Source organism: Rhodococcoides fascians NBRC 12155 = LMG 3623 (genome assembly GCF_001894785.1).
Taxonomy (GTDB): Bacteria; Actinomycetota; Actinomycetes; order Mycobacteriales; family Mycobacteriaceae; genus Rhodococcoides; species Rhodococcoides fascians.
The window spans coordinates 31,604-52,649 of sequence record NZ_BCWW01000016.1 but is presented as its reverse complement, the minus strand read 5'-3'; the positions used below and the strand labels follow the sequence as shown (position 1 = coordinate 52,649).

19 protein-coding genes are annotated in these 21,046 nt (G+C 65.2%); 12 read left to right on the top strand and 7 right to left on the bottom strand.

The annotated features are described in order from the left end of the window. Positions 1-42: 42 nt before the first annotated feature. Complete coding sequence (locus RFA01S_RS24300; RefSeq protein WP_072692234.1) at positions 43-3,840, top strand: multifunctional oxoglutarate decarboxylase/oxoglutarate dehydrogenase thiamine pyrophosphate-binding subunit/dihydrolipoyllysine-residue succinyltransferase subunit; 3,798 nt, start codon at positions 43-45, stop codon at positions 3,838-3,840. Between the two features lie 263 nt (positions 3,841-4,103). On the opposite strand, the gene RFA01S_RS24295 is transcribed toward RFA01S_RS24300, so the two are convergent. Next, the gene (locus RFA01S_RS24295; RefSeq protein ID WP_032371667.1) at positions 4,104-4,751 is read right to left on the bottom strand and encodes a TetR/AcrR family transcriptional regulator; all 648 of its coding nucleotides are present in this window, start codon (positions 4,749-4,751) and stop codon (positions 4,104-4,106) included. Between the two features lie 69 nt (positions 4,752-4,820). On the opposite strand from RFA01S_RS24295, the gene RFA01S_RS24290 reads away from it, so the two are divergent. From RFA01S_RS24290 to RFA01S_RS24280, 3 genes are read left to right on the top strand one after another with little or no spacing between them, the layout of a single operon-like run. Continuing rightward, a complete protein-coding gene (locus tag RFA01S_RS24290; RefSeq protein WP_032375499.1) occupies positions 4,821-6,389 on the top strand; it encodes a flavin-containing monooxygenase in 1,569 nt (522 codons plus the stop codon). Continuing rightward, the gene (locus RFA01S_RS24285) at positions 6,386-7,219 is read left to right on the top strand and encodes an SDR family NAD(P)-dependent oxidoreductase (RefSeq protein ID WP_032406324.1); all 834 of its coding nucleotides are present in this window, start codon (positions 6,386-6,388) and stop codon (positions 7,217-7,219) included. The genes RFA01S_RS24290 and RFA01S_RS24285 overlap by 4 nt, the downstream gene beginning before the upstream one ends. Before the next feature lie 12 nt (positions 7,220-7,231). Next, positions 7,232-8,188, top strand: coding sequence for an alpha/beta hydrolase (locus RFA01S_RS24280; RefSeq protein WP_032371669.1), 957 nt, complete (start codon positions 7,232-7,234; stop codon positions 8,186-8,188). On the opposite strand, the gene RFA01S_RS24275 is transcribed toward RFA01S_RS24280, so the two are convergent. Then, entirely contained in the window at positions 8,144-9,037 is an 894-nt protein-coding gene (locus tag RFA01S_RS24275; protein ID WP_032371670.1) for a glycine betaine ABC transporter substrate-binding protein, read from the bottom strand. The two genes, RFA01S_RS24280 and RFA01S_RS24275, sit on opposite strands and share 45 nt — an antisense overlap. A gap of 209 nt (positions 9,038-9,246) precedes the next feature. Here RFA01S_RS24275 and RFA01S_RS24270 point away from each other — a divergent pair, with 209 nt between their 5' ends. The 4 genes from RFA01S_RS24270 to RFA01S_RS24255 are packed head-to-tail and all read left to right on the top strand — an operon-like array spanning position 9,247 to position 12,720. Continuing rightward, the gene (locus RFA01S_RS24270; RefSeq protein ID WP_032365502.1) at positions 9,247-10,221 is read left to right on the top strand and encodes an ABC transporter substrate-binding protein; all 975 of its coding nucleotides are present in this window, start codon (positions 9,247-9,249) and stop codon (positions 10,219-10,221) included. Next, on the top strand, positions 10,221-11,372 hold the full coding sequence (locus RFA01S_RS24265) for an ABC transporter ATP-binding protein (RefSeq protein ID WP_032390505.1): 1,152 nt from the start codon (positions 10,221-10,223) through the stop codon (positions 11,370-11,372). The genes RFA01S_RS24270 and RFA01S_RS24265 overlap by 1 nt, the downstream gene beginning before the upstream one ends. Further along, a complete protein-coding gene (locus RFA01S_RS24260; protein ID WP_032365390.1) occupies positions 11,369-12,031 on the top strand; it encodes an ABC transporter permease in 663 nt (220 codons plus the stop codon). The genes RFA01S_RS24265 and RFA01S_RS24260 overlap by 4 nt, the downstream gene beginning before the upstream one ends. Continuing rightward, positions 12,028-12,720 (top strand): ABC transporter permease, encoded by a 693-nt coding sequence (locus RFA01S_RS24255; RefSeq protein ID WP_027498027.1) that lies wholly within the window; start codon positions 12,028-12,030, stop codon positions 12,718-12,720. Before RFA01S_RS24260 ends, RFA01S_RS24255 begins: the two co-directional genes overlap by 4 nt. Before the next feature lie 78 nt (positions 12,721-12,798). Here RFA01S_RS24255 and RFA01S_RS24250 read toward each other — a convergent pair whose 3' ends face one another. From RFA01S_RS24250 to RFA01S_RS24235, 4 genes are all read right to left on the bottom strand, one after another. After that, complete coding sequence (locus RFA01S_RS24250) at positions 12,799-13,998, bottom strand: NAD(P)-dependent malic enzyme (RefSeq protein ID WP_032406358.1); 1,200 nt, start codon at positions 13,996-13,998, stop codon at positions 12,799-12,801. A gap of 245 nt (positions 13,999-14,243) precedes the next feature. Next, positions 14,244-14,537 carry a hypothetical protein gene (locus tag RFA01S_RS24245; protein ID WP_052053095.1) on the bottom strand — a complete coding sequence of 98 codons (294 nt, stop codon included), beginning with the start codon at positions 14,535-14,537 and terminating at the stop codon, positions 14,244-14,246. Then, the gene (locus RFA01S_RS24240; protein WP_027498030.1) at positions 14,534-15,148 is read right to left on the bottom strand and encodes a MarC family protein; all 615 of its coding nucleotides are present in this window, start codon (positions 15,146-15,148) and stop codon (positions 14,534-14,536) included. Before RFA01S_RS24240 ends, RFA01S_RS24245 begins: the two co-directional genes overlap by 4 nt. Then, positions 15,145-15,981: a PHP domain-containing protein gene (locus tag RFA01S_RS24235; protein WP_027498031.1), complete on the bottom strand. Its 837-nt coding sequence runs from the start codon at positions 15,979-15,981 to the stop codon at positions 15,145-15,147. Before RFA01S_RS24235 ends, RFA01S_RS24240 begins: the two co-directional genes overlap by 4 nt. Positions 15,982-16,060: 79 nt before the next feature. Here RFA01S_RS24235 and RFA01S_RS24230 point away from each other — a divergent pair, with 79 nt between their 5' ends. Then, complete coding sequence (locus RFA01S_RS24230) at positions 16,061-17,149, top strand: magnesium and cobalt transport protein CorA (protein ID WP_027498032.1); 1,089 nt, start codon at positions 16,061-16,063, stop codon at positions 17,147-17,149. A gap of 90 nt (positions 17,150-17,239) precedes the next feature. Here the strand turns inward: RFA01S_RS24230 and RFA01S_RS24225 are convergent, their stop codons facing one another. Next, positions 17,240-17,833 carry a suppressor of fused domain protein gene (locus RFA01S_RS24225; protein ID WP_174557311.1) on the bottom strand — a complete coding sequence of 198 codons (594 nt, stop codon included), beginning with the start codon at positions 17,831-17,833 and terminating at the stop codon, positions 17,240-17,242. Between the two features lie 70 nt (positions 17,834-17,903). On the opposite strand from RFA01S_RS24225, the gene RFA01S_RS24220 reads away from it, so the two are divergent. The 3 genes from RFA01S_RS24220 to RFA01S_RS24210 all read left to right on the top strand — a co-directional run bounded on the left by RFA01S_RS24220 (position 17,904) and on the right by RFA01S_RS24210 (position 21,034). Next, the gene (locus RFA01S_RS24220) at positions 17,904-18,620 is read left to right on the top strand and encodes a metallophosphoesterase family protein (RefSeq protein ID WP_027498034.1); all 717 of its coding nucleotides are present in this window, start codon (positions 17,904-17,906) and stop codon (positions 18,618-18,620) included. Then, positions 18,610-19,473 carry a hypothetical protein gene (locus RFA01S_RS24215; RefSeq protein ID WP_032371672.1) on the top strand — a complete coding sequence of 288 codons (864 nt, stop codon included), beginning with the start codon at positions 18,610-18,612 and terminating at the stop codon, positions 19,471-19,473. The genes RFA01S_RS24220 and RFA01S_RS24215 overlap by 11 nt, the downstream gene beginning before the upstream one ends. A 124-nt stretch (positions 19,474-19,597) precedes the next feature. Further along, positions 19,598-21,034, top strand: a complete 1,437-nt coding sequence (locus RFA01S_RS24210; protein WP_052060466.1) for an MFS transporter — start codon at positions 19,598-19,600, stop codon at positions 21,032-21,034. Positions 21,035-21,046: the final 12 nt, after the last annotated feature.

Sequence of the window (21,046 nt, the reverse complement as noted above, 5' to 3'; positions counted from 1 at the left end):
CGCTGATCGGGAACGAAGACAGAAACGAGGCGAACTACTGCCGTGAGCAGCAGCTCTACTACCCAATTCGGACAAAATCAATGGCTGGTCGACGAGATGTACCAGCGGTTCAAGCAGGACCCGTCCTCCGTCGACGCGAGCTGGCACGAGTTCCTCACCGATTACGACCCCGAAGCCGTGATCGACGAGAACCCCATCTCCAACGGTAAGTCCGGTTCCAACGGCTCGGCCTCGAACGGCAGCTCGGCCAAGTCCGCTCCTCCCGCAGCACCCGCGCCTCCTGCGAAGCCCGCCGCCTCGGCCGCGAAGACCGAAGCTCCCAAGAAGACCGAAGCCCCCGCGAAGGCCGCAGCTCCCAAGGCTGCTGAAACCAAGCCTGCTCCGGCGAAGTCGGCCCCGGCCAAGCCGGCCGAGAAGAAGGCAGCCCCGGCCAAGCCCGCCGCTGCCGAATTCGGTGAAGAGTCGAGCAAGATTCTGCGCGGCGCAGCTGCGGCGGTTGCCAAGAACATGTCCGCCTCGCTGCAGATTCCGACAGCTACCAGCGTGCGAGCCATCCCGGCCAAGCTCATGGTCGACAATCGCCTCGTCATCAACAACCACCTCGCGCGTACCCGCGGCGGCAAGATCTCGTTCACGCACCTGCTCGGCTACGCCATCGTGCAGGCCGTCAAGGCGTTCCCGAACATGAACCGCCACTTCGCCGAGGTCGACGGCAAGCCCAACGCCGTCACTCCGGCGTCGATCAACCTCGGTCTGGCGATCGACCTTCCCGGCAAGGACGGCAACCGTTCCCTCGTCGTCGCGGCCATCAAGAACACGCAGGACTTCACGTTCACGCAGTTCTACAACGCGTACGAGGACATCGTCCGGCGTGCCCGCGACGGCAAGCTCACCGGCGAGGACTTCCAGGGCGTCACGATCTCGCTGACCAACCCCGGCGGAATCGGCACCGTCCACTCCGTCCCGCGCCTGATGAACGGCCAGGGTGCCATCATCGGTGCCGGTGCCATGGAGTACCCGGCGGAATTCCAGGGTGCCAGCGACGAGCGTCTCGCCGAGTTCGGCGTCGGCAAGCTCATGACGCTGACCTCGACGTACGACCACCGCATCATTCAGGGTGCGGAGTCGGGCGACTTCCTCAAGACGATCCACAATCTGCTGATCAGCGACGAGTTCTACGACGAGCTGTTCCATTCGCTCAAGATCCCGTACGAGCCGATCCGCTGGCGCAAGGATCTGCCCGAGGGCACCGTCGACAAGAACACCCGCGTGCTCGAGCTCATCGCGGCGTACCGCAACCGCGGTCACCTGATGGCCGACACCGACCCGTTGCAGTTCACCAAGGACAAGTTCCGGATGCATCCGGACCTCGACGTGATCAGTCACGACCTGACGCTGTGGGACCTCGACCGCGAGTTCAAGGTCGGCGGATTCCACGGCAAGGACAAGATGAAGCTGCGCGACGTGCTCAGCGTCCTGCGCGACTCGTACTGCCGCCACGTCGGCGTCGAGTACACCCACATCCTCGAGACCGAGCAGGTCTCGTGGCTGCAGGAACGCGTCGAAGCCAAGCACGTCAAACCAACTGTGGCGCAACAGAAGTACATCCTCAGCAAGCTCAACGCAGCCGAGGCCTTCGAGACGTTCCTGCAGACCAAGTACGTCGGACAGAAGCGCTTCTCGCTCGAAGGTGCCGAGTCGGTCATCCCGATGATGGACTCCGTCATCGACCAGAGCGCCGAGTACGCCCTCGACGAGGTCGTCATCGGCATGCCGCACCGCGGCCGCCTGAACGTGCTGGCCAACATCGTCGGCAAGCCGTACTCGAAGATCTTCACCGAGTTCGAGGGCAACATGAACCCGGCTGCCGCACACGGCTCCGGTGACGTGAAGTACCACCTCGGTGCCGAGGGCACGTACATCCAGATGTTCGGCGACAACGACATCAAGGTCTCGCTCACGGCGAACCCGTCGCACCTCGAAGCCGTCGACCCCGTTCTCGAAGGCCTCGTCCGGGCCAAGCAGGACCTCCTGGACAAGGGCACCGGCCAGGGCGGTTACTCCGTGCTGCCGCTGATGCTGCACGGCGACGCGGCCTTCGCCGGCCAGGGCGTCGTCGCGGAAACGCTGAACCTGTCCGATCTGCGTGGCTACCGCACCGGCGGAACCGTGCACATCGTCGTCAACAACCAGGTCGGCTTCACCACCTCGCCTGAGTTCTCGCGCTCGTCCGAGTACTGCACCGACGTGGCCAAGATGATCGCCGCGCCGATCTTCCACGTCAACGGCGACGACCCCGAGGCATGTGCCTGGGTGGCTCAGCTGGCAGTGGACTTCCGTCAGAAGTTCCACAAGGACGTCGTCATCGACATGATCTGCTACCGCCGTCGCGGACACAACGAGGGCGACGACCCCTCGATGACCCAGCCGGCGATGTACGACGTGATCGACACCAAGCGCAGCGTCCGCAAGAGCTACACCGAATCGCTCATCGGCCGTGGAGACATCTCGCTCAAGGAAGCCGAGGACGCGCTCCGCGACTACCAGGGTCAGCTCGAACGCGTCTTCAACGAGGTACGCGAACTCGAGAAGTACACCCCGGAGCCCAGCGAATCGGTCGAACTCGACCAGCAGTTGCCGACCAAGCTCACCACCGCCGTCGACAAGGCCGTCCTGCACCGCATCGGTGATGCGCACCTCGACATTCCCGAGGGATTCAACGTGCACCCCCGCGTCAAGCCGGTGCTCGAGAAGCGTCGGGAAATGGCGTACGAGGGCAAGGTCGACTGGGCCTTCGGCGAACTGCTCGCACTCGGCTCGCTCGTGGACGAGGGACGCAACATTCGTTTCTCGGGCCAGGACACCCGCCGCGGCACTTTCACGCAGCGGCACTCGGTGATCATCGACCGCAAGACCGGTTCCGAGTACACGCCGCTGCAGAACATCGGCAGCGACAACCCCGGCAAGTTCATGGTCTACGACTCCGCACTGAGCGAGTTCGCGGCCGTCGGCTTCGAGTACGGCTACTCCGTGGGCAACCCGGACGCACTGGTGATGTGGGAAGCGCAGTTCGGTGACTTCGTCAACGGTGCCCAGTCGATCATCGACGAGTTCATCTCGTCCGGTGAAGCCAAGTGGGGACAGCTCTCCGACGTCGTGCTGCTGCTCCCGCACGGCCACGAGGGTCAGGGCCCGGACCACACGTCCGGACGCATCGAACGATTCCTGACGCTGTGCGCCGAAGGATCGATGACCGTCGCACTCCCCTCGACCCCCGCGAACTACTTCCACCTGCTGCGTAGGCATGCGCGTGACGGAATCCGTCGCCCGCTGATCGTCTTCACCCCGAAGTCGATGCTGCGCAACAAGGCAGCAGTGAGCAACATCGAGGACTTCACCGACGGCAAGTTCCACTCGGTGTTCGACGAGCCCACCTACGACACCGGCACCGGCGACCGCAGCAAGGTCAAGCGAGTGCTGATGGTCAGCGGCAAGCTCTACTACGAGCTCCTCGCTCGCAAGCAGAAGGACAACCGCGACGACGTCGCCATCGTCCGAATCGAGCAGCTCTACCCCGTGCCGACGCGTCGAATCCGGGAAGCACTCGAGAGCTACCCGAACGCAACGGAATTCCGCTGGGTTCAGGAAGAGCCTGCGAACCAGGGTGCCTGGCCGTTCTTCGGTCTCGCACTGCCCGAACTCATGCCCGAGAAGCTGGTCGGCATCAAGCGCATTTCCCGTCGCGCCATGTCCGCACCGTCCTCGGGATCGAGCAAGGTGCACGCCGTCGAGCAACTCGAAATCATCGACGAGGCCTTCAACAAGGTCGGCGAAGACTAGATCTCCGACAGCGACAAGCGGCCCACTCCTTCGGGAGTGGGCCGCTTTCGCCGTTTCTGGGCGCACCCGGGTTGGGATCAATGTGGGATTCAGTCGGTCAGACTGCAACAGAGCCGCATTCATTCGGCTGTGGCCTCGGCCGCACTTCGGATGAATGCGGGATTCAGTCGGTCAGACTGCAACAAAGGGACATTGATCCCAACCGGGGAGGACCTGCAACCGGGGAGGACGTCGAACCGGGGGGACGCACACTAGGGCGGGGCTCAGGCGTCGGCGTCGGCTCCCAGCAGCGCGGAGATCATGCCCGGAGCCAGGGCGACAGCAGGTAGGGCGTTGACGTTCAGGTCGATCAACTCGTCGCGGGTGATCTGTGGATTTCTGAGCCAGGTGATGGTGGCTTCTTCGACGAAGGCGATCCAACCGCGGACGGCGAGGTCGATGGTGGGGGTGACATCGACGTCGAGTTGAGCGAGTTGGACGAGAGTGCGATCGGCCATGGTGGTGCGGGTCTGCTCGAACACCTCGCGCATCTGGGGGTCTCCGCTTGCCGTGCCGCGGAGCAGGGAGATGAAGGTGTCGCGTTTCTCGCTGACGTAGTCGACGTAGTTGGCGATGGAGTCGCGCAGAATCTCGAAGGGTTCGAGGTCGGGGTCGGGTGCGGTCCGTTCGATCATCGACCGCGACGCCTCGCGGACTATTTCGAGGTGAAAGTCCTGCTTGGACGCGAAGTAGTGGAACAGTAGACCTCGGGAGACTCCGGCCTGATCGGCGATGTCCTCGACGGAGATCTGTTCGAGTGGCCGATCGGCGAGCATCTCGGTGCCGAGCTCGATCAGCTGCGCTCGTCGTTGCTGCGGACTGAGTCTGGTCCTTTTCGTCGTCGATACTCCAGCGCGGTTCACATCCGCCATGCAATCATCCTATTGAATAGTAGTCAATAACTATTGACTCACACTCAGTAAGCTTCTAGTCTGCTCTACATGAGTCTTCCCGTAACAGATACTTCGGACCGCGCAACGTCGCCGCGTCACGTCGATACGCTGATCATCGGCAGTGGTTTCGCCGGGCTCGGAGCGGCGATCAAGCTGACCAAGGCAGGCAAGAAGAACTTCGTCGTCGTCGAACGCGGCCACGATGTGGGCGGTACCTGGCGCGACAACACCTACCCCGGTGCAGCCTGCGACGTGCCCTCGCATCTGTACTCGTACTCGTTCGCGCTGAACCCGGAGTGGACCCGTTCGTTCTCCACCCAGCCCGAGATCCAGAAGTACATCGCCGGAGTTGCGCGCAAGTACGGCGTCATGGACAAGCACGTCTTCGGCACGGACGTGACGTCGGCGCGATGGAACGCCTCCACCAGCCGCTGGGACGTCGAGACGACCACCGGCAACTACACCGCCAAGATCGTCGTCTCGGCCGTCGGCGCACTGTGTGAGCCGAACCTGCCCGATATCAAGGGAATTCACGATTTCGAGGGCGACGTCTTCCACTCCGCTCAGTGGAACCACGACGTCTCGCTCGCCGGTAAGCGCGTCGCCGTCATCGGGACCGGCGCGTCGGCGATCCAGATCGTTCCCGCCATCGCAGGCCAGGTCGAGCACCTCGACGTCTACCAGCGCACCGCCCCGTGGATCCTCCCTCGCGCCGATCGCCCGTACACCAAGCTCGAGCGCTTCGCCTTCAAGCATGTGCCCGGCTTCCAGCGCCTCGCCCGCGCCGGCATCTACGCGATGCGTGAGACCCAGGTCGTCGGACTGGCGAAGAACCCCGCGTTCATGAAGCCGCTGCAGTGGGCGTCGGAGAATCATCTGCGCACGCAGATCAAGGACAAGGCGCTGCGCGCGAAGGTGACCCCGAACTTCCGCATCGGCTGCAAGCGCATGTTGATCTCCAACGCGTATTACCCCGCTCTCGCGCAGAGCAACGTCGACCTCGTGACCGACGGCATCGCCGAGATCCGCACGGGATCGATCGTCACCAAGGACGGCACCGAGCGCCCGATCGACGCACTCGTCGTCGCCACCGGCTTCCACGTCACCGATTCACCTGCATACCAAGCCATCGTCGGCAAGGACGGCCGGACGCTGGCGCAGACGTTCGACGACGGCGGACAGCAGGGCTACAAGGGCGCCGCGGTGGCGAACTTCCCGAACATGTTCTTCCTCGTCGGCCCCAACACCGGCCTCGGGCACACCTCGATGGTCTTCATGATCGAGTCGCAGATCAACTACCTGGTCGACGCCTTGAACACCATCGACAAGCACGACATCGGGACCATCGAAGTGCGCAAGGACGTGCAGGACGAATACAACGTGACTCTGCAGGACCAGCTCGCCAAGAGCGTCTGGATGAACGGCGGCTGCGCCAGCTGGTATCTGGACAAGCACGGAAACAACACCACCCTGTGGCCCGGGTTCACGTTCGAGTTCCGTCGTCAGACCAAGCATTTCGATCTCGATGCGTACCGTAGCGTCGCAACCGCAGATCTGACCTCCGCGTCGGCAAGCACGGCCGCCGGCAACAACACAGACAAGGTGTCCGCACGATGAGCACATTCACAGGCAAGGTGGCCGTCGTCACCGGCGCGGGTTCGGGAATCGGCCGGGCCTTGGCCCTCGAGCTGGCCGGACACGGAGCCAAGCTCGCACTGTCCGACGTCGACACCGCCGGACTCGACGAGACGGTGCGCCGCGTCGAAGCACTCGGAGCCGAGGTGAAGTCCGATTTCCTCGACGTCTCGCAGCGCGAGACCGTGCTGGACTACGCCGAGGCCGTCGTCGCGCATTTCGGCAAGGTCAACCAGATCTACAACAACGCGGGCATCGCCTACCACGGTGACGTGGAGAAGTCCTCGTTCAAGGACATCGAGCGCATCGTCGACGTCGATTTCTGGGGCGTCGTCAACGGCACCAAGGCATTTCTGCCGCACATCAAGGCCTCCGGCGACGGCCACATCGTCAACATCTCCAGCCTGTTCGGCCTGTTGGCGATGCCGTCCCAGTCCGCGTACAACGCAGCGAAGTTCGCCGTCCGCGGTTTCAGCGAGTCGCTGCGCATGGAGATGTTGATCGCGAAGGCTCCGGTGAAGGTGACCGTGGTGCACCCCGGCGGCATCAAGACTGCCATCGCCCGCAACGCCACCGTCGCCGAGAATTTCGACCAGGCCGACGTGGCGAAATTCTTCGACAGCAAGTTGGCGAAGACCACCCCGATCGACGCGGCCAAGACCATTCTCAAGGGTGTCGAGAAGGGCAGGGGCCGCGTGCTCATCGGTTCCGACGCCATCGCGCTCGATCTGCTGCAACGCATCACCGGCTCGCGGTACCAGGGCCTGATCGCAGCGGTGTCCAAGCGGGCCATGCCACGGTCGAAGAAGTAGGCGGGCCGCGTCGTGAAAGCCTTCTACGTTCCACTGCCGATCGTTGCGGCGGCGCTCAAGCCCTTCTACCGCCTCGCGCTGAATCCGCGTCTGTCCTTCCGGGCGCAGCGGGCGGTCCTCGAGGCCGCGGCTCCGGTGCAGACGCTCCCGCACGGGACCGTCGCGCAGAAGCTGACGCTCGCGGGCAGGCGAGCCGAGCGCATCACCGTCGGAGCCACCGAACGCGACACCGCCATCCTGTACCTCCACGGGGGCGCGTTCACGATCGGTTCGATCAACACCCACCGATCGCTCGCCGCCCATCTGGCCCGAGAGTCGGCCAGCGCCGTGTACGTACTCGACTACCGACTGGCCCCGGAGAACCCGTACCCGGCCGCGCTCGACGACGCCGTGGCGGCGTTCCGAGAACTGGTGCGTTCGCACGGCTTCACCCCGGATCGCATCGCCATCGCCGGTGATTCGGCAGGCGGCGGGTTGACCGTCGCGACGGCGAGGCGGCTGGTGGACGACGGCGCGAGGCCGGCAGCACTCGGATTGATCTCACCGTGGGTCGATCCGGGCGCACGCGACGCGGTCAAGCCGCGCGACCTGGTGGTCAACACCGGGTGGTCGAACTCCTCGGCCGACGCGTATCTCGGGGCGGGCGACCCGCTGGATCAAGGCTTCGCGCCGCTCCAGGGCAACCTCGATGAGCTGCCTCCGGTCGTCATGCACGTCGGGACGGACGAGGTGCTCTATCCGCAGATCACCGCGTTCGCGGACAAGCTGCGCCTGTCCGGCGTCGAACTCGAGTACATCGAGTACAAGAAGCTCTGGCACGTGGCGCATCTGCAGGCGTCGATCCTGCGGGAAGCAGCCGAAGCCGTCCAGCACATGGGTGCGTACCTGGGCCGCAAGCTCAGAGCAGAGCAGAAGTCCGACGTGTCAGAGGCTGTGCTCGCCGAGCCAGCGGCCGGCGACATCGCCTGACGCAGCACCGCCGCGGACCTCGCCGATCATGTCGGCGAGGTCCGCTGTCGTCAGCTCCCCCGCCACCACCGAGAACGACTTCACCGCACTCTCGTCCAGCACACCGGTGCGGTACAGCGGAACGACGTTCTGCGCTGGATACACATGATCGTCGTCGGGCAGAGTCGTCAAATCCTTGGCCAGCGGACCGAACGACGCCGTCCGAATCGCGAGAGCATCCACCGCACCGGAATTCAGGTCGTCGACGGCGAACTGCGCATCCGGGTAGACCATGAAATCGGTGACACTTGCCCCGGTGAAACTGGGACTGCCCACACCCTCCATCCTCACGTCCATCGGATCGACCTCCCCCTCGACCGTCCCGACTGTCACGTCGTCCCGACGAAGAAATTCTGTGACTGTCGTGCCCTCGTCCGAGGTCGCGTCTGGAGCGAGAGCAAGGGCCAATCGATCCTCGGCGGTTGCGTAGTCTCCCACCGACAGTCCGGCGGGCAGCGATCGGTTCAGTTCGGTGAACACGTCCTCTGCTTCGGTTGCCCCGGCCAGGGCGTCGAAGGTGCGCAACAGGTCCCCGGTCAGGTCGGGGATCATCGATACCTCGCCGCGGTCCAGCGCCGCGAGGTACGCCGTCCGATCCCCCAGGTTCTCGGCGACGGAGACCTCGGCTCCCGTCGACCGGAGTCCTCCTGCGTAGATCTGTGCGAGCAACCGGGAGAGGTCGGAATTCCCGGCTCCGACGACGACGGGCATGTGCCCGGGTTCGGCCCGGTCGGCCGCACTGCACCCACCGACGGAACCTGCAATAGTGACCGCGAGGGCCGCTGCCAGAATCGACGAACGCACTCTCATTTTCTCCTGTTCACTGCCCGTGGGGTTTACCGATCCCGACCGCGGGGCACAGATGCGAACGAGAGGGTAGTCGAACCAACCTTATGGGCACGGCGACGTCGACTACCATCCCGAGCAGCCCGAGTCCTGGTTCGGCGGTGTCCCCGGTGATCGGGCGGCACCCGTCGGAGTTGGGGCTTCGTCTGTGCCCGAACCGATGGAAGGACACCATGACCACCTCCCGAATCACGCGCGCGTTCTCCGCCCCGAAGGCAGTGGCGGCCGTTGCCGCGCTCGCCCTGTCGGTCACCGCACTGACCGCCTGCGGCGGAAATTCGGATCCGCTCTCGAGCGGAGGCGGCGAGAGCAACGACGATACGAACTCGATCATCGTCGGCTCGGCCAACTTCCCGGAGTCCGAGACCGTCGCGAATATCTACGCAGAAGCATTGCGCGCCAACGGTTTCGAGGTGAGCACCAAGCTGAACATCGGTAGCCGCGAGGCGTACATTCCCGCCGTCCGCGACGGCTCGATCGACCTGATTCCCGATTACACGGGCAACCTGCTCCAGTACTTGGACGAATCTGCCACGGCCACCTCGTCCGAGGACGTGCTGGCGGCACTGCCCGCTGCACTCGGCGACGACCTCTCGGTGACGGCCCAGGCACCCGGCGAGGACAAGGATGCCGTCGTCGTCACCCGCGCGACCGCAACCGAGCGGAATCTGAAGACCGTCGGCGATCTCGCACCGTTCTCCTCGGAGGTGACGTTCGCAGGCACGCCGGAATTCCAGGAGCGCGTCGGCGGACTGCCGGGCCTGAAGGCGAAGTACGGCCTGGACATCTCCCCCGGAAACTACGTGCCCATCTCCGACGGCGGCGGACCGGCCACGGTCGAGGCACTCGTGTCGGGCCAGGTCGTCGCGGCGGACATCTTCACCACCTCGCCTGCCATCGCGCAGAACGATCTCGTGGTTCTCGAAGACCCGGAGAACAATTTCGCCGCTCAGAACGTCATCCCGGTGCTGCGGACGTCCAAGCAGTCCGACAAGCTCACTCAGGTTCTCGACGCCGTCTCGGCGCAGATCACCACCGAAGAGCTCATAGCACTGAACACGTCGGTGTCCGGCGACCAGAAGGTCGAACCGGCTGCGGCGGCAACGGCGTGGGTCAAGGACAAGGGTCTGGACCAGCCGGTCAGCTGATGATCACCTTCGAGAACATCACCAAGACGTACCCGGACGGCACCACGGCAGTCGACTCGTTGGACCTGGTGATCCAGCCACATTCGTTCACCGTGTTCGTGGGGCCGTCCGGCTGCGGCAAGACGACGTCGATGCGGATGATCAACCGGATGATCGCGCCCACCTCGGGTGTCATCACGGTCGACGGCCGCAACATCGCCGACACCGACGCGGTGAAGCTGCGCCGAGGAATCGGTTACGTCATCCAGAGTGCCGGGCTGCTGCCCCACCGTTCCGTCGTCGACAATGTTGCGACGGTTCCGGTGTTGAACGGTCAGTCCCGGCGCGCGGCCCGCAAGGCGGCGCTCGAGGTACTGGAACGAGTGGGCCTGGATCCGGCTCTCGCGTCCCGCTACCCGGCACAGCTGTCCGGCGGGCAGCAACAGCGCGTCGGGGTGGCCCGCGCGCTCGCCGCGGACCCACCGATTCTGTTGATGGACGAACCCTTCAGCGCCGTCGATCCGGTGGTGCGTGAGGATCTGCAGACCGAGATGCTCAGGCTGCAGGCCGATCTGAAGAAGACGATCGTGTTCGTCACGCACGACATCGACGAGGCCGTGCGGCTGGGCGACCACATCGCAGTCTTCGGACCGCAGGGTCGTCTGCAGCAATACGACAAGCCCGAGACCGTGCTCGCGGCACCGGCGACGTCGTTCGTGGCGTCGTTCGTCGGCCGCGACCGCGGCTACCGCGGCCTGTCTTTCCGCTCCGCGCAGTCGGTGACGATGCATCCGATCCATACCGCGACCGAGGACGAGATGAGCACCCTGCGACTCGACCAAGGGCAGTGGGTTCTGGTCGTGGACTCCCAGCGTCGTCCCCTCGGCTGGATCGACGCCACCGGCGTCGAGAAAGTACGCGGCGGCGGCAGCCTGGACGAGAGCACCGCGGCCGGTGGGTCGCTGTTCCTCGAGGGCGGCGATCTACGGCAGGCGCTCGACTCGGCGATCTCGTCTCCGTCGGGAATCGGCGTCGCCGTCGATTCGACCGGTGCCGCCGTGGGTAGCGTCGACGGTGCGGAGATTCTCGAAAACCTGGCCGTACAGCGCAAGTCGGAGGACGAGGAGCGCAATCGCCACCACTTCGGCGCGGCCGGGAACGACGCACAGTGACCTGGCTGTTCGACAACTTCGGCGTCGTACTGGGGTACACGAAGACACATCTGTATCTTTCGCTCGTGCCTCTACTCATCGGCCTGCTCATCGCCGTTCCGGTCGGCACTCTGATTCGCAACACGCGGTGGGTCCGCCGAATCACGTTGACGGTGGCCAGCATTGCGTTCACGTTGCCGTCCCTGGCACTGTTCGTCACCATTCCTGCGGTCGTGGGACTGCCTGTGCTCGATCCGCTGAACGTGGTGATCGCACTGACGGTGTACTCCACGGCCCTGCTCGTTCGCGCGGTTCCGGAGGCACTCGATTCGGTTCCGTTCGCCGTCGTCGATTCGGCTCAGGCCATGGGCTTTTCGTCGTTACGCCGGGCGGTGACCGTCGAGCTACCCCTGTCCTTGCCGGTGCTCATCGCCAATATTCGAGTTGTCACGGTCACCAACATCTCGTTGGTCTCGGTGGGTTCGGTGATCGGTATCGGTGGTCTCGGCCAGCTGTTCACCCAGGGCTACCAACGTGACTATCCCGATCAGATCTTCGCCGGCATCATCTCGATCGTGTTCTTGGCGTTGATCTTCGACGCCGCCCTGTACCTGGTGGGCCGTCGACTCACGCCCTGGACCCGGCAGGGCAGCTCGTCGACGAGGAAGGCGCGCGCATGAATCTGTTCTCCGAAGCGTTCTCGTACATCCTCGACGGTGCCAACTGGGCCGGGCCGACGGGAATCGGTGCTCGACTGCTCGAGCACATGTGGTATTCGCTGTTGGCCGTTGTGCTTTCGGCCGCTGTCGCGATTCCCATCGGACTGATCATCGGTCACCTGCGCCGCGGCGAAGCGGTGGTCGTCGGACTGGTCAACGCTCTGCGCTCACTGCCGACTCTGGGTGTGTTGGTGTTCCTGGTCCTGGTGATCGGGTTGGGTCTGATCCCGCCGATCATCGCGCTGGTCCTGCTCGGGATACCACCGCTGCTGGCGGGCACCTACTCGGGAATAGCCAACGTCGATGCTCACGTGGTCGACGCCGCCCGGGCAATGGGAATGACCGAATCACAGGTGCTGCTGCGGGTAGAGATCCCCAATGCACTGCCACTGATCCTCGGCGGACTACGGAACACCACCCTGCAGATCATCGCGACCGCGACCGTTGCGGCGTACGTCAACCTGGGCGGGCTGGGTCGCTACATCTTCGACGGTCTCGCGCTCTACGACTACGGCCGGGTTCTGGTGGGGGCGATCCTCGTCGCGCTGCTCACACTCGTCGTCGACGGCCTTCTCGCCCTAGCGGTGTGGACGTCGGTGCCGGGAACCGGTCGCCTCCGGCGCATGCCGACCGGACTGGCAAAAGTCTGACGACGACTCACGCAAACTAAAAGCACCCCGACCCACCGGCCCGGATAGGGCGGGGTTCGGGGTGCTTTTTCTGTTTTCCTACGCGACGCCCTCGGCTCGCGCTGCTGCCGCAACTGCGTCCGCAACGGCCGGGGCGACGCGAGGATCGAGCGGGCTCGGGACGATTCTGTCCGCGGCCAACTCGTCGCCGAGAACCGAGAGGATTGCCTCGGCAGCGGCGAGCTTCATGCCTTCGGTGATGCGGCGTGCGCCGGCGTCGAGCGCGCCCTTGAACACACCGGGGAAGGCCAGAACGTTGTTGATCTGATTGGGGAAATCGCTGCGTCCGGTCGCGACGATGGCCGCGTACTTCCTGGCCACCTCGGGGTGGATCTCCGGATCCGGGTTCGAGAGCGCGAACACGATGGACTCGGGGGCCATCGAGGCGATGACGTTCTCGTCCACCTTGCCTGCGGACAGTCCGAGGAACACGTCGGCTCCGGCCAGCGCATCGCCCGGTCCCCCGCTCAGTCCACGAGGGTTGGTTCGCGCAGCGAGGTCGACCTTGACGCCGGTGAGGTCACCGCGATCGGCCGAGACGACGCCCTTGGAGTCGAGGACCACGACGTCGGAGATGCCGGCGGCGAGCAGCATGTTCGCGCACGCAACGCCTGCAGCGCCTGCGCCCGAGACGACCACTCGGAGCCCGGCCAGGTCCCGGCCCTGTACCCGTGCAGCACCCGTCAGCGCCGCAAGGACGACGATGGCCGTGCCGTGTTGGTCGTCGTGCATCACGGGGCAGTCCAGTGCCTCGACGACGCGTCGTTCCACCTCGAAACACCGCGGGGCGGAGATGTCTTCGAGGTTGACGGCTCCGAAACTGTGTCGCATCCGCACGATCGTCTCGACGATCTCGTCGACATCGTGGGTATCGAGCACGATCGGGATGGAATCGAGGCCGGCGAACTTCTTGAACAGCGCCGCCTTGCCCTCCATCACCGGCAACGACGCGCGCGGACCGATATCGCCCAGGCCGAGCACCGCGGAACCGTCGGAGATGACGGCGACCAGCCGGTCGGTCCAGGTGTAGCGCTTGGCCAGCGCCGGGTCGGCGGCGATGGCACGGCTGACCTGGGCCACTCCCGGGGTGTACGCGATCGAGAGATCGCGCTGGGTCTCGAGCGGCGCGGCCAACTGGACCGAAAGCTTGCCGCCGAGATGCCCGGCGAAGATCTCGTCGTCGGTGATCGCGGCCGCAACTGCCGATGGTGTTCCTGTGGTGTCTTCGACTGCCGTCACGGTGAAAGCTCCTCGCACTGTCGGCCTCGACGAGGCAACACGTGTCTACGAAGTGATTGATGCTCGAAAGGGTCGCGGACTACCGGAGGGCGCCAGTACTGGCTGCCGACTGCCGAAAAGCGCGTCTCGCACGTGCGGCGGGTGTGCCTGCACAGTCAACGATGGGCTGTAGCCGCATCGCTGTAACGGCCCAAGTGTGCCATACCGCCCACCGACCTGACCACAGAGTCAGAAACCAGCGTGAACTACTGCCACCATTGGGTCCACAGGACGAGACCGGTGACCACGAAGACCACGATCGCTCCGAGGAATGCGGTGAATCCGCGTCGGTGATCGGCGATCCGCTGCGCTGCGATGGCGACGACAGCGGCAACGATGTGCACGGTGACCGACAGCGCGCCCGGTCCCGGGTAGCCGCGGGACTGACCGAGATATTGGGTGACGCCGACGCCGATCGCCAGCACCAGCAGTCCGGCGGTGACGATGCCGCTGAGCCCGCGCAGGAAGCGCAGTCCGGCGCCCGCTCCGGCCCCGCTCATGCTCCGGCCACGAATCCGCGGACGGAGTCCGCGATCAACTGCACTGCGATGGCGGCGAGCAACAGGCCTGCGATGCGCGCCAGCAGCGAAATGCCGCCTTCGCCGAGCAGCCGGATGAGGACGGTGGAGAATCGTAGAATCACGAAGAACAGGACGTGAATCGTGATGATGCCCAAGGCAATTGCGAGCAACGAGCTCGCGTTGCCGTCGGCCTGACTGACGTAGACGATCACCGCGGCGATGGCTCCGGGGCCCGCCATCAACGGCGTTCCCAGCGGCACGAGTGCGACGTTGACGTCCTCGGCCGCCGCGTCGCCGCCCGCGCCCTTACCGGTGAGCAACGACAGCGCGATGAGCAGGAGCAGAAGTCCACCCGCGCCCTGCAGTGCCGGAATGCCGATGTGCAGGTAGCTCAGAATGGCCTGGCCGCCGATCGCGAACACCGAGATGACGGTGAGCGAGACCGCGGGTGCCTGCCATGCGGCCTTGTTGCGCACTTCCTTGCTCTTGCGTCCCACCAGGGACAAGAACACCGGAATCGCGCCCGGTGGATCCATGATCACGAACAGCGTGATCAGAACCGTCAGGTACAGCGTCACGTCGAAGTTCATGACCGGGCCGCCGCGATCAGTCGGTCGTACTGCTCCGGGTCGGTGGTGTACTCGCCCAGCTTCACGGTCTTGTTGGTGCCGTGATAATCCGAGGACCCGGTGACGATGAGGTCCAACTCCGCGGCCAACTCGGCCATCACCACGGTGTCCTCCGGCGAGTGGTCCATGTGGTGGACTTCCACACCGCCGAGCCCGAGCGGGGTGAGTTCTCGGATGTGGTCCAGATCCAGGATGCGTCCGCGCTTGCGGGCCCGGGCATGCGCGAGCACGCTGACGCCGCCTGCGGCGGCGATCATCTCGACGGCGACGTCGAGTGGAGTGTCGACCTTGCCCACGTAATACTTGCCACCCGTTGCCAGCGGACCGGCGAACGCCGCGTCCATGTCCGAGACGTAGCCGGCCTCGATCAGAGCCTGGCCCAAATGGGGACGACCGGCGGCCTCCCCGGCCGAGGCGAGAACCGCGTCGGGATCGATGGGTAGGCCGTCCGCGGCCATGTTCTCGGCGATGGCCCGCAGCCGGGTCACCCGCTCACCGCGCAGTCGTGCACGCTCGGCGGCGAATGCCTCGTTCTCGGGGTCGAACAGGTACGCCAGCAGGTGCACCGGGACGGGCGTGCCGTCCTCCCCACGACCGGTGCACGACAGTTCCATGCCGCGCACGAGCGTCAGGCCGGCGGGCGATGCGGCAGCGGCCTCGTCCCATCCCGCCGTGGTGTCGTGATCGGTGAGCGCCACCACCGACAGGCCCGCTGCCGACGCAGCGCGAACCAGCTCGGCCGGGCTGTCGGTACCGTCGGACGCTGTCGAGTGGGTGTGGAGATCGATGAGCACCAGAACAGTGTCCCAGGCGTACCGCCGTGATGTTCCGGGCCCACTGTTCTGTCGTTTTCCTGGCGTACGATTGCCCGCCATGCCGTCCCTTCCACCGCGTCCCTCACTGCCCTCGCTGCACCGACGAGGAAACAAGGCCGTTCCCGATTCGAGTCCACGAATACCGGTGCCGACGGCGCGCGCCATCGTCGACTGCGCTGTCTACGTCGACGGCTCCCGGCTACCCGGCCGGTTCACTCACACTTCCGCGATCGCCGAAGTACGAGCCCGCGGCGAGGGGTTCGTCTGGGTGGGCCTGCATGCGCCGGACGACCGTCAGATGAACGCGATCGCTCAGTGTTACGACCTGCACGAGTTGATGGTCGAGGACACCGTGCACGCGCATCAGCGGCCCAAGCTGGAGCGATACGACGACGTCGCATTCCTCGTCCTGCGCACAGTCAAGTACGTCGAACACGAGTCGGTGACGACGGCGAACGAGATCGTCGAGAGCGGCGAGATCATGGTGATGGTCGGTCGAGATTTCGTCATCACCGTCCGACACGGCGAACACTCCGGATTGGCCGGCGTGCGCCAGCGCCTCGAGGACAATCCGGAGCAGCTCGCACTCGGCCCGTCGGCGGTGCTGCACGCGGTTGCCGACCACGTCGTCGACGAGTACCTGGCCGTCACCGACTCGATCGAGAGGGACGTCGACGGCATGGAGGAGGAGGTGTTCTCTCCGCATCATCACGTGCCGATCGAGAACATCTATCTGCTCAAGCGGGAGGTCGTGGAACTGCGCCGGTCGGTGACCCCACTGTCGACGCCTCTCGCACGGCTGGTCCAGGAGCCCAGTGTTCCGAAATCCGTCCGGCGGTACCTGCGCGACGTGCAGGACCATCACACCACTGTCGCCGAACGTATCTCCGAATACGACGAGGTACTCAGCTCGCTCGTCGACGCCGCCCTGGCTCGGGTGACGATGCAGCAGAACCTCGACATGCGCAAGATCTCGTCCTGGGTGGCGATCGCGGCGGTGCCGACCATGGTGGCCGGCATCTACGGCATGAACTTCGACAACATGCCCGAGCTGCACTGGACCTATGGGTATCACACGATCGTCGCGATCGTCGCCTGCGTGTGCGTCGGTCTGTGGCGAACGTTCCACAAGAACAACTGGCTGTAGATCCTGCGCCGGAGATCTACAGCCAGGGACGAACTCCGACAGAAGCGGGTAGCCACCGGAAGTCGACACCCTGTGCGCAGGAGCGCCCGATCAGAGGCTGGCTGCGGACCGGTTGGGGTCTCGAACGTCGATCCCCGCTTCCTTCCAGGCCTCGCGCAACGCATCCGCCCCGCGTAACCGCACCCAGGCGGCCTCGGTTCCGGTCAACGGCACCGCGGCGAAGAAATGAACCGGATCGAAAGGCTCCGGCAGCGGCAGGTCCGCAATGTCGCTCGGCCCGAGCAGCACGGCCGTGAACGGCGCGTTGGTCCACAGCGGCTCACCGAGATCGAGCAGGGCGTCCTCCACCAGCACGACGCCCTCCACCGCAGGCGAGGCCGCGAGCACGGCCAAGCTCTTGTGGACGCCCGACGCCACGCCTGCGCCACCGCGAAGGGTCAGTACCAGTTCGGCGCGAGGGCCACGGGACGGATCGGCGACCATGTCGTTCGGGTCTGCCATGGGATGACGCGAGCAGCCGAGGCTGACGTACCGCACCACCTCGGAGTCCGCTCCGAATCGCAGCACGTCCAGTGACTCCAGGCCGAGGAACGTCACGGACGCGGACGACGGGTTGTCGTCGCCGATCTCGGTCACCAGGTGTGCGCGTACCGCGGTAATGACACTCTCGCTCACGAGACCCATCCAACACCACCGGTGCCCGAGAAGTCCGTTCGGAGGTGCCACCGCGGACGAGGTGGGTACCGTCGTACCCGTGGTATCCGTTCTCGCTGTGTCCGACGAAACGATCGAATCTCTGTGGAGTCCGCAGGTGAAGTCGCTCGGCGTCGATCTGATTCTCGGCGCGGGCGACCTTCCGTTCGATTACCTCGAGTATCTGACCGATGCGTTGAACGCTCCGTGCGTGTTCGTGCCCGGCAATCACGACGCGGACCTGACGGGTTATTCGGCCGGGAAGGCCGGCTGGATGCGCGCCGGGCTGCCTGCCACCTGGCCGGGGCCGGTGGGTGCGATCAACGTCGACCGGCGGATCGTGTCCGCTGCCGGTCTGCGTATCGCCGGTCTCGGCGGGTCGATCCGCTACAACGGCGGACCCAATCAATGGACGCAACGTCAGCAGCGCAGACGCTCACGCACCCTCACTCGAACATTCGCGTGGAATCGCAACGTCCGCAAGGACGTACGGCCGGTGGACATTCTGCTCACTCACAGCCCACCCCTCGGAGTCGGCGACGACACCGACCCGGCACACGTCGGCTTCGACTGCCTGGACGAGGTGACGCGTCGGCTCTCCCCACAGTTGTTGTTGCACGGCCACATTCATCCACACGGCCACACCCCGGACGATCTGGCCCTGCACGGGGCGGCGGTGATCAACACCGTCGGATACACCCTGCTCGACGTCGAACCGGGTGGGCAGCGACAGCACGTCGAAGCACCGAGGATCGTGAGGCGCAGACATGGCACGTGACACCGGATTTCCGGCCGCCGACGCGGAGAACGACTTCACCCGCCAGCGTCGACGCGCCGACGTGGCGAGACTCGTCGGGTGGCTGCGGCGTCAACCCGACGACGTCAACACCATCCTGCCGTTCGACGAAGTGGTTGCTGCCCTCGGCAAGGTCGGTGAACGGCACCTGGGTCTGCAGGTCATTCGCGTCGAGACCATCGTCGGAAGTGTCGACCGCACCCGCGACTTCGACAGGTTCTTCAGGCCGACCTCGGCGCGGATCAGGGAACGCTGGCAGCGGTTGGCGGCGGCGCAGCGCCGCGGTGAAGCGATGCCGCCGATCCAGGTGTATCGCATCGGCGGCATGCACTTCGTCGTCGACGGGCATCACCGGGTGTCGATTGCGTTCGCGATGCATCGCACGACGATCGACGCCGTCGTCACCGAGATCATCACGCGTATCTCCCCCGAGGGCATCACCCGGCGCGGCGATCTGTTGATCAAGGATCATCGCCGCATCTTCCTGAGTCGGGTGCCCCTGGTGGGACGCGCACGCGAGGCGGTACAGGTCACCGACCCGTTCGATTACGCGCAGCTGAGCGAGTCGGTGGAGGCCTGGGGATTTCGGCTGATGCAAGAACTCGGGGAGTTCGTCGACCGCGGAACGGTCGCACGACGCTGGTTCGGTGAGGAGTACCTGCCGGTGGTCCGCATGGTCCGGGCGGCCGAGATTCTCGAGGACCGCACCGATGCCGAGGCCTATCTGTGGATGAGCCGTGAGCGCTATCGGTTGGTGCGCGAGCACGTCTGGAACGACGAGATCGTCAGTGAACTCCGGCAGAAGGCCCTGGGGAAGCCCAACCGGGCGCAGTAGCTCGTCCGAGGCACCTCGACTCACACTGGGGAAACCGGTACCCGATAATTAATTAGATGCGTTCAACAATTTAGTTCGATCGGTTCGTATTTTCGGTTGTCATAGGTAACGAGGTAGCTCTTCCATGTCCACCCGCCGCACGCTGCTGCCAGGACTCTGTTTCATCGTCATGACCCTCGCCGTCCTGCAGACGATGGTCGTTCCCATCGTGGGCACCATCGGCACCCAACTGGGCGTCAGCACCACCGCTGCCGGGTGGGTACTGACGGCGAATCTGTTGGCCGCGGTCATCGCCACTCCCGTCATCGGCCGACTCGCCGACCTGCACGGCAAACGCCCCGTGCTCATCGGCGTCCTGACCGTCGTGCTGGCCGGGTCGATGCTGGCAGCTTTGACCGATTCACTGACCTGGCTGCTGGTGGGCCGCATTCTGCAGGGCGTCTCGTACGCCCTGTTCCCCATCGCCCTGGCGGTGTTGCGCGACGAGATGCCACCGCGCGCACTCGTCGGCTCGATGTCGATCCTGTCCGGCACTCTCGGCGTGGGCGGCGGATTCGGATTGGTGCTGACGGGGCTGCTCACGGCCAACGGTGCCGACTACCACCGCGTCTTCTGGCTCACCGTCGCCATCGTCGTGGTTGCACTCGGCATCGCGTGGTTCGGTGTCCCGGCCCGACCGCGTAGCGGCAGCGGGTCGGTCGACTGGTGGGGTGCCGTGCTTCTGGCGGGCACACTCCTGCTGCTGTTCCTGGCCCTCACCCAGGGCCGCACGTGGGGCTGGGGTTCGGTGGCCACCATCGGATGCGCTGTCGCGGGCGTGCTGCTGGGAACAGTCTGGTGGATCTTCGAGAAACGCATCGATGCCCCGCTCGTCGCACCCCGCATGCTCACTCACGGGCCCCTGCTGGCCACCAACGTCGCCACCCTGTTCGTCGGCGTCGGAATGTTCGCCAACTTCCTGGCCTGCTCCTACTTCGTGCAGACCCCACGTGCCGTCGCCGGCTACGGATTCACCGCCAACGTTCTCGAAGCGAGTGTCGTGTACCTGCTGCCCGGTGCAGCGGTAGGAGTGGTGGCCGCGGTGATCAGCGGTCGCCTCATCGGATCGTTCGGGCCGCGCCGAGTCCTCGTCGGCGGTGCGGTGATCGGCGTTCTCGGATTTGCGTTCGTCGCGGTGGCCCATGATCACACCTGGCAGCTCATCACCGCGGGCATCGTCATCAACACGTTCGTCAGCCTCGCGTTCGCGGCCCTGCCCAACCTGCTCATGGCCGAGGTCAGCGCGGCGGACACCGGCGTGGCCAACAGCGTCAACTCGATCGTGCGCACCGTCGGCACGTCGATCGCGAGTGCGTCATTGTCCACCGTGCTTGCGATGTTCACCATCGACGGCACAAACGTGGCCCGCGAGAGCGCGTACACCGCAGCCTTCGTCGCCGGTGCCGTGGCCTGCGCCGTCGTCGCTGCGGCAGCCCTGGCCATCAGAAGCACCCCGGCAGCGCGGCAATCGGTGCGGGTTGCCGAGTCCGAACCGAACACCACGTCGAACGTGCCACTGTAGAGCCTGCGGCAT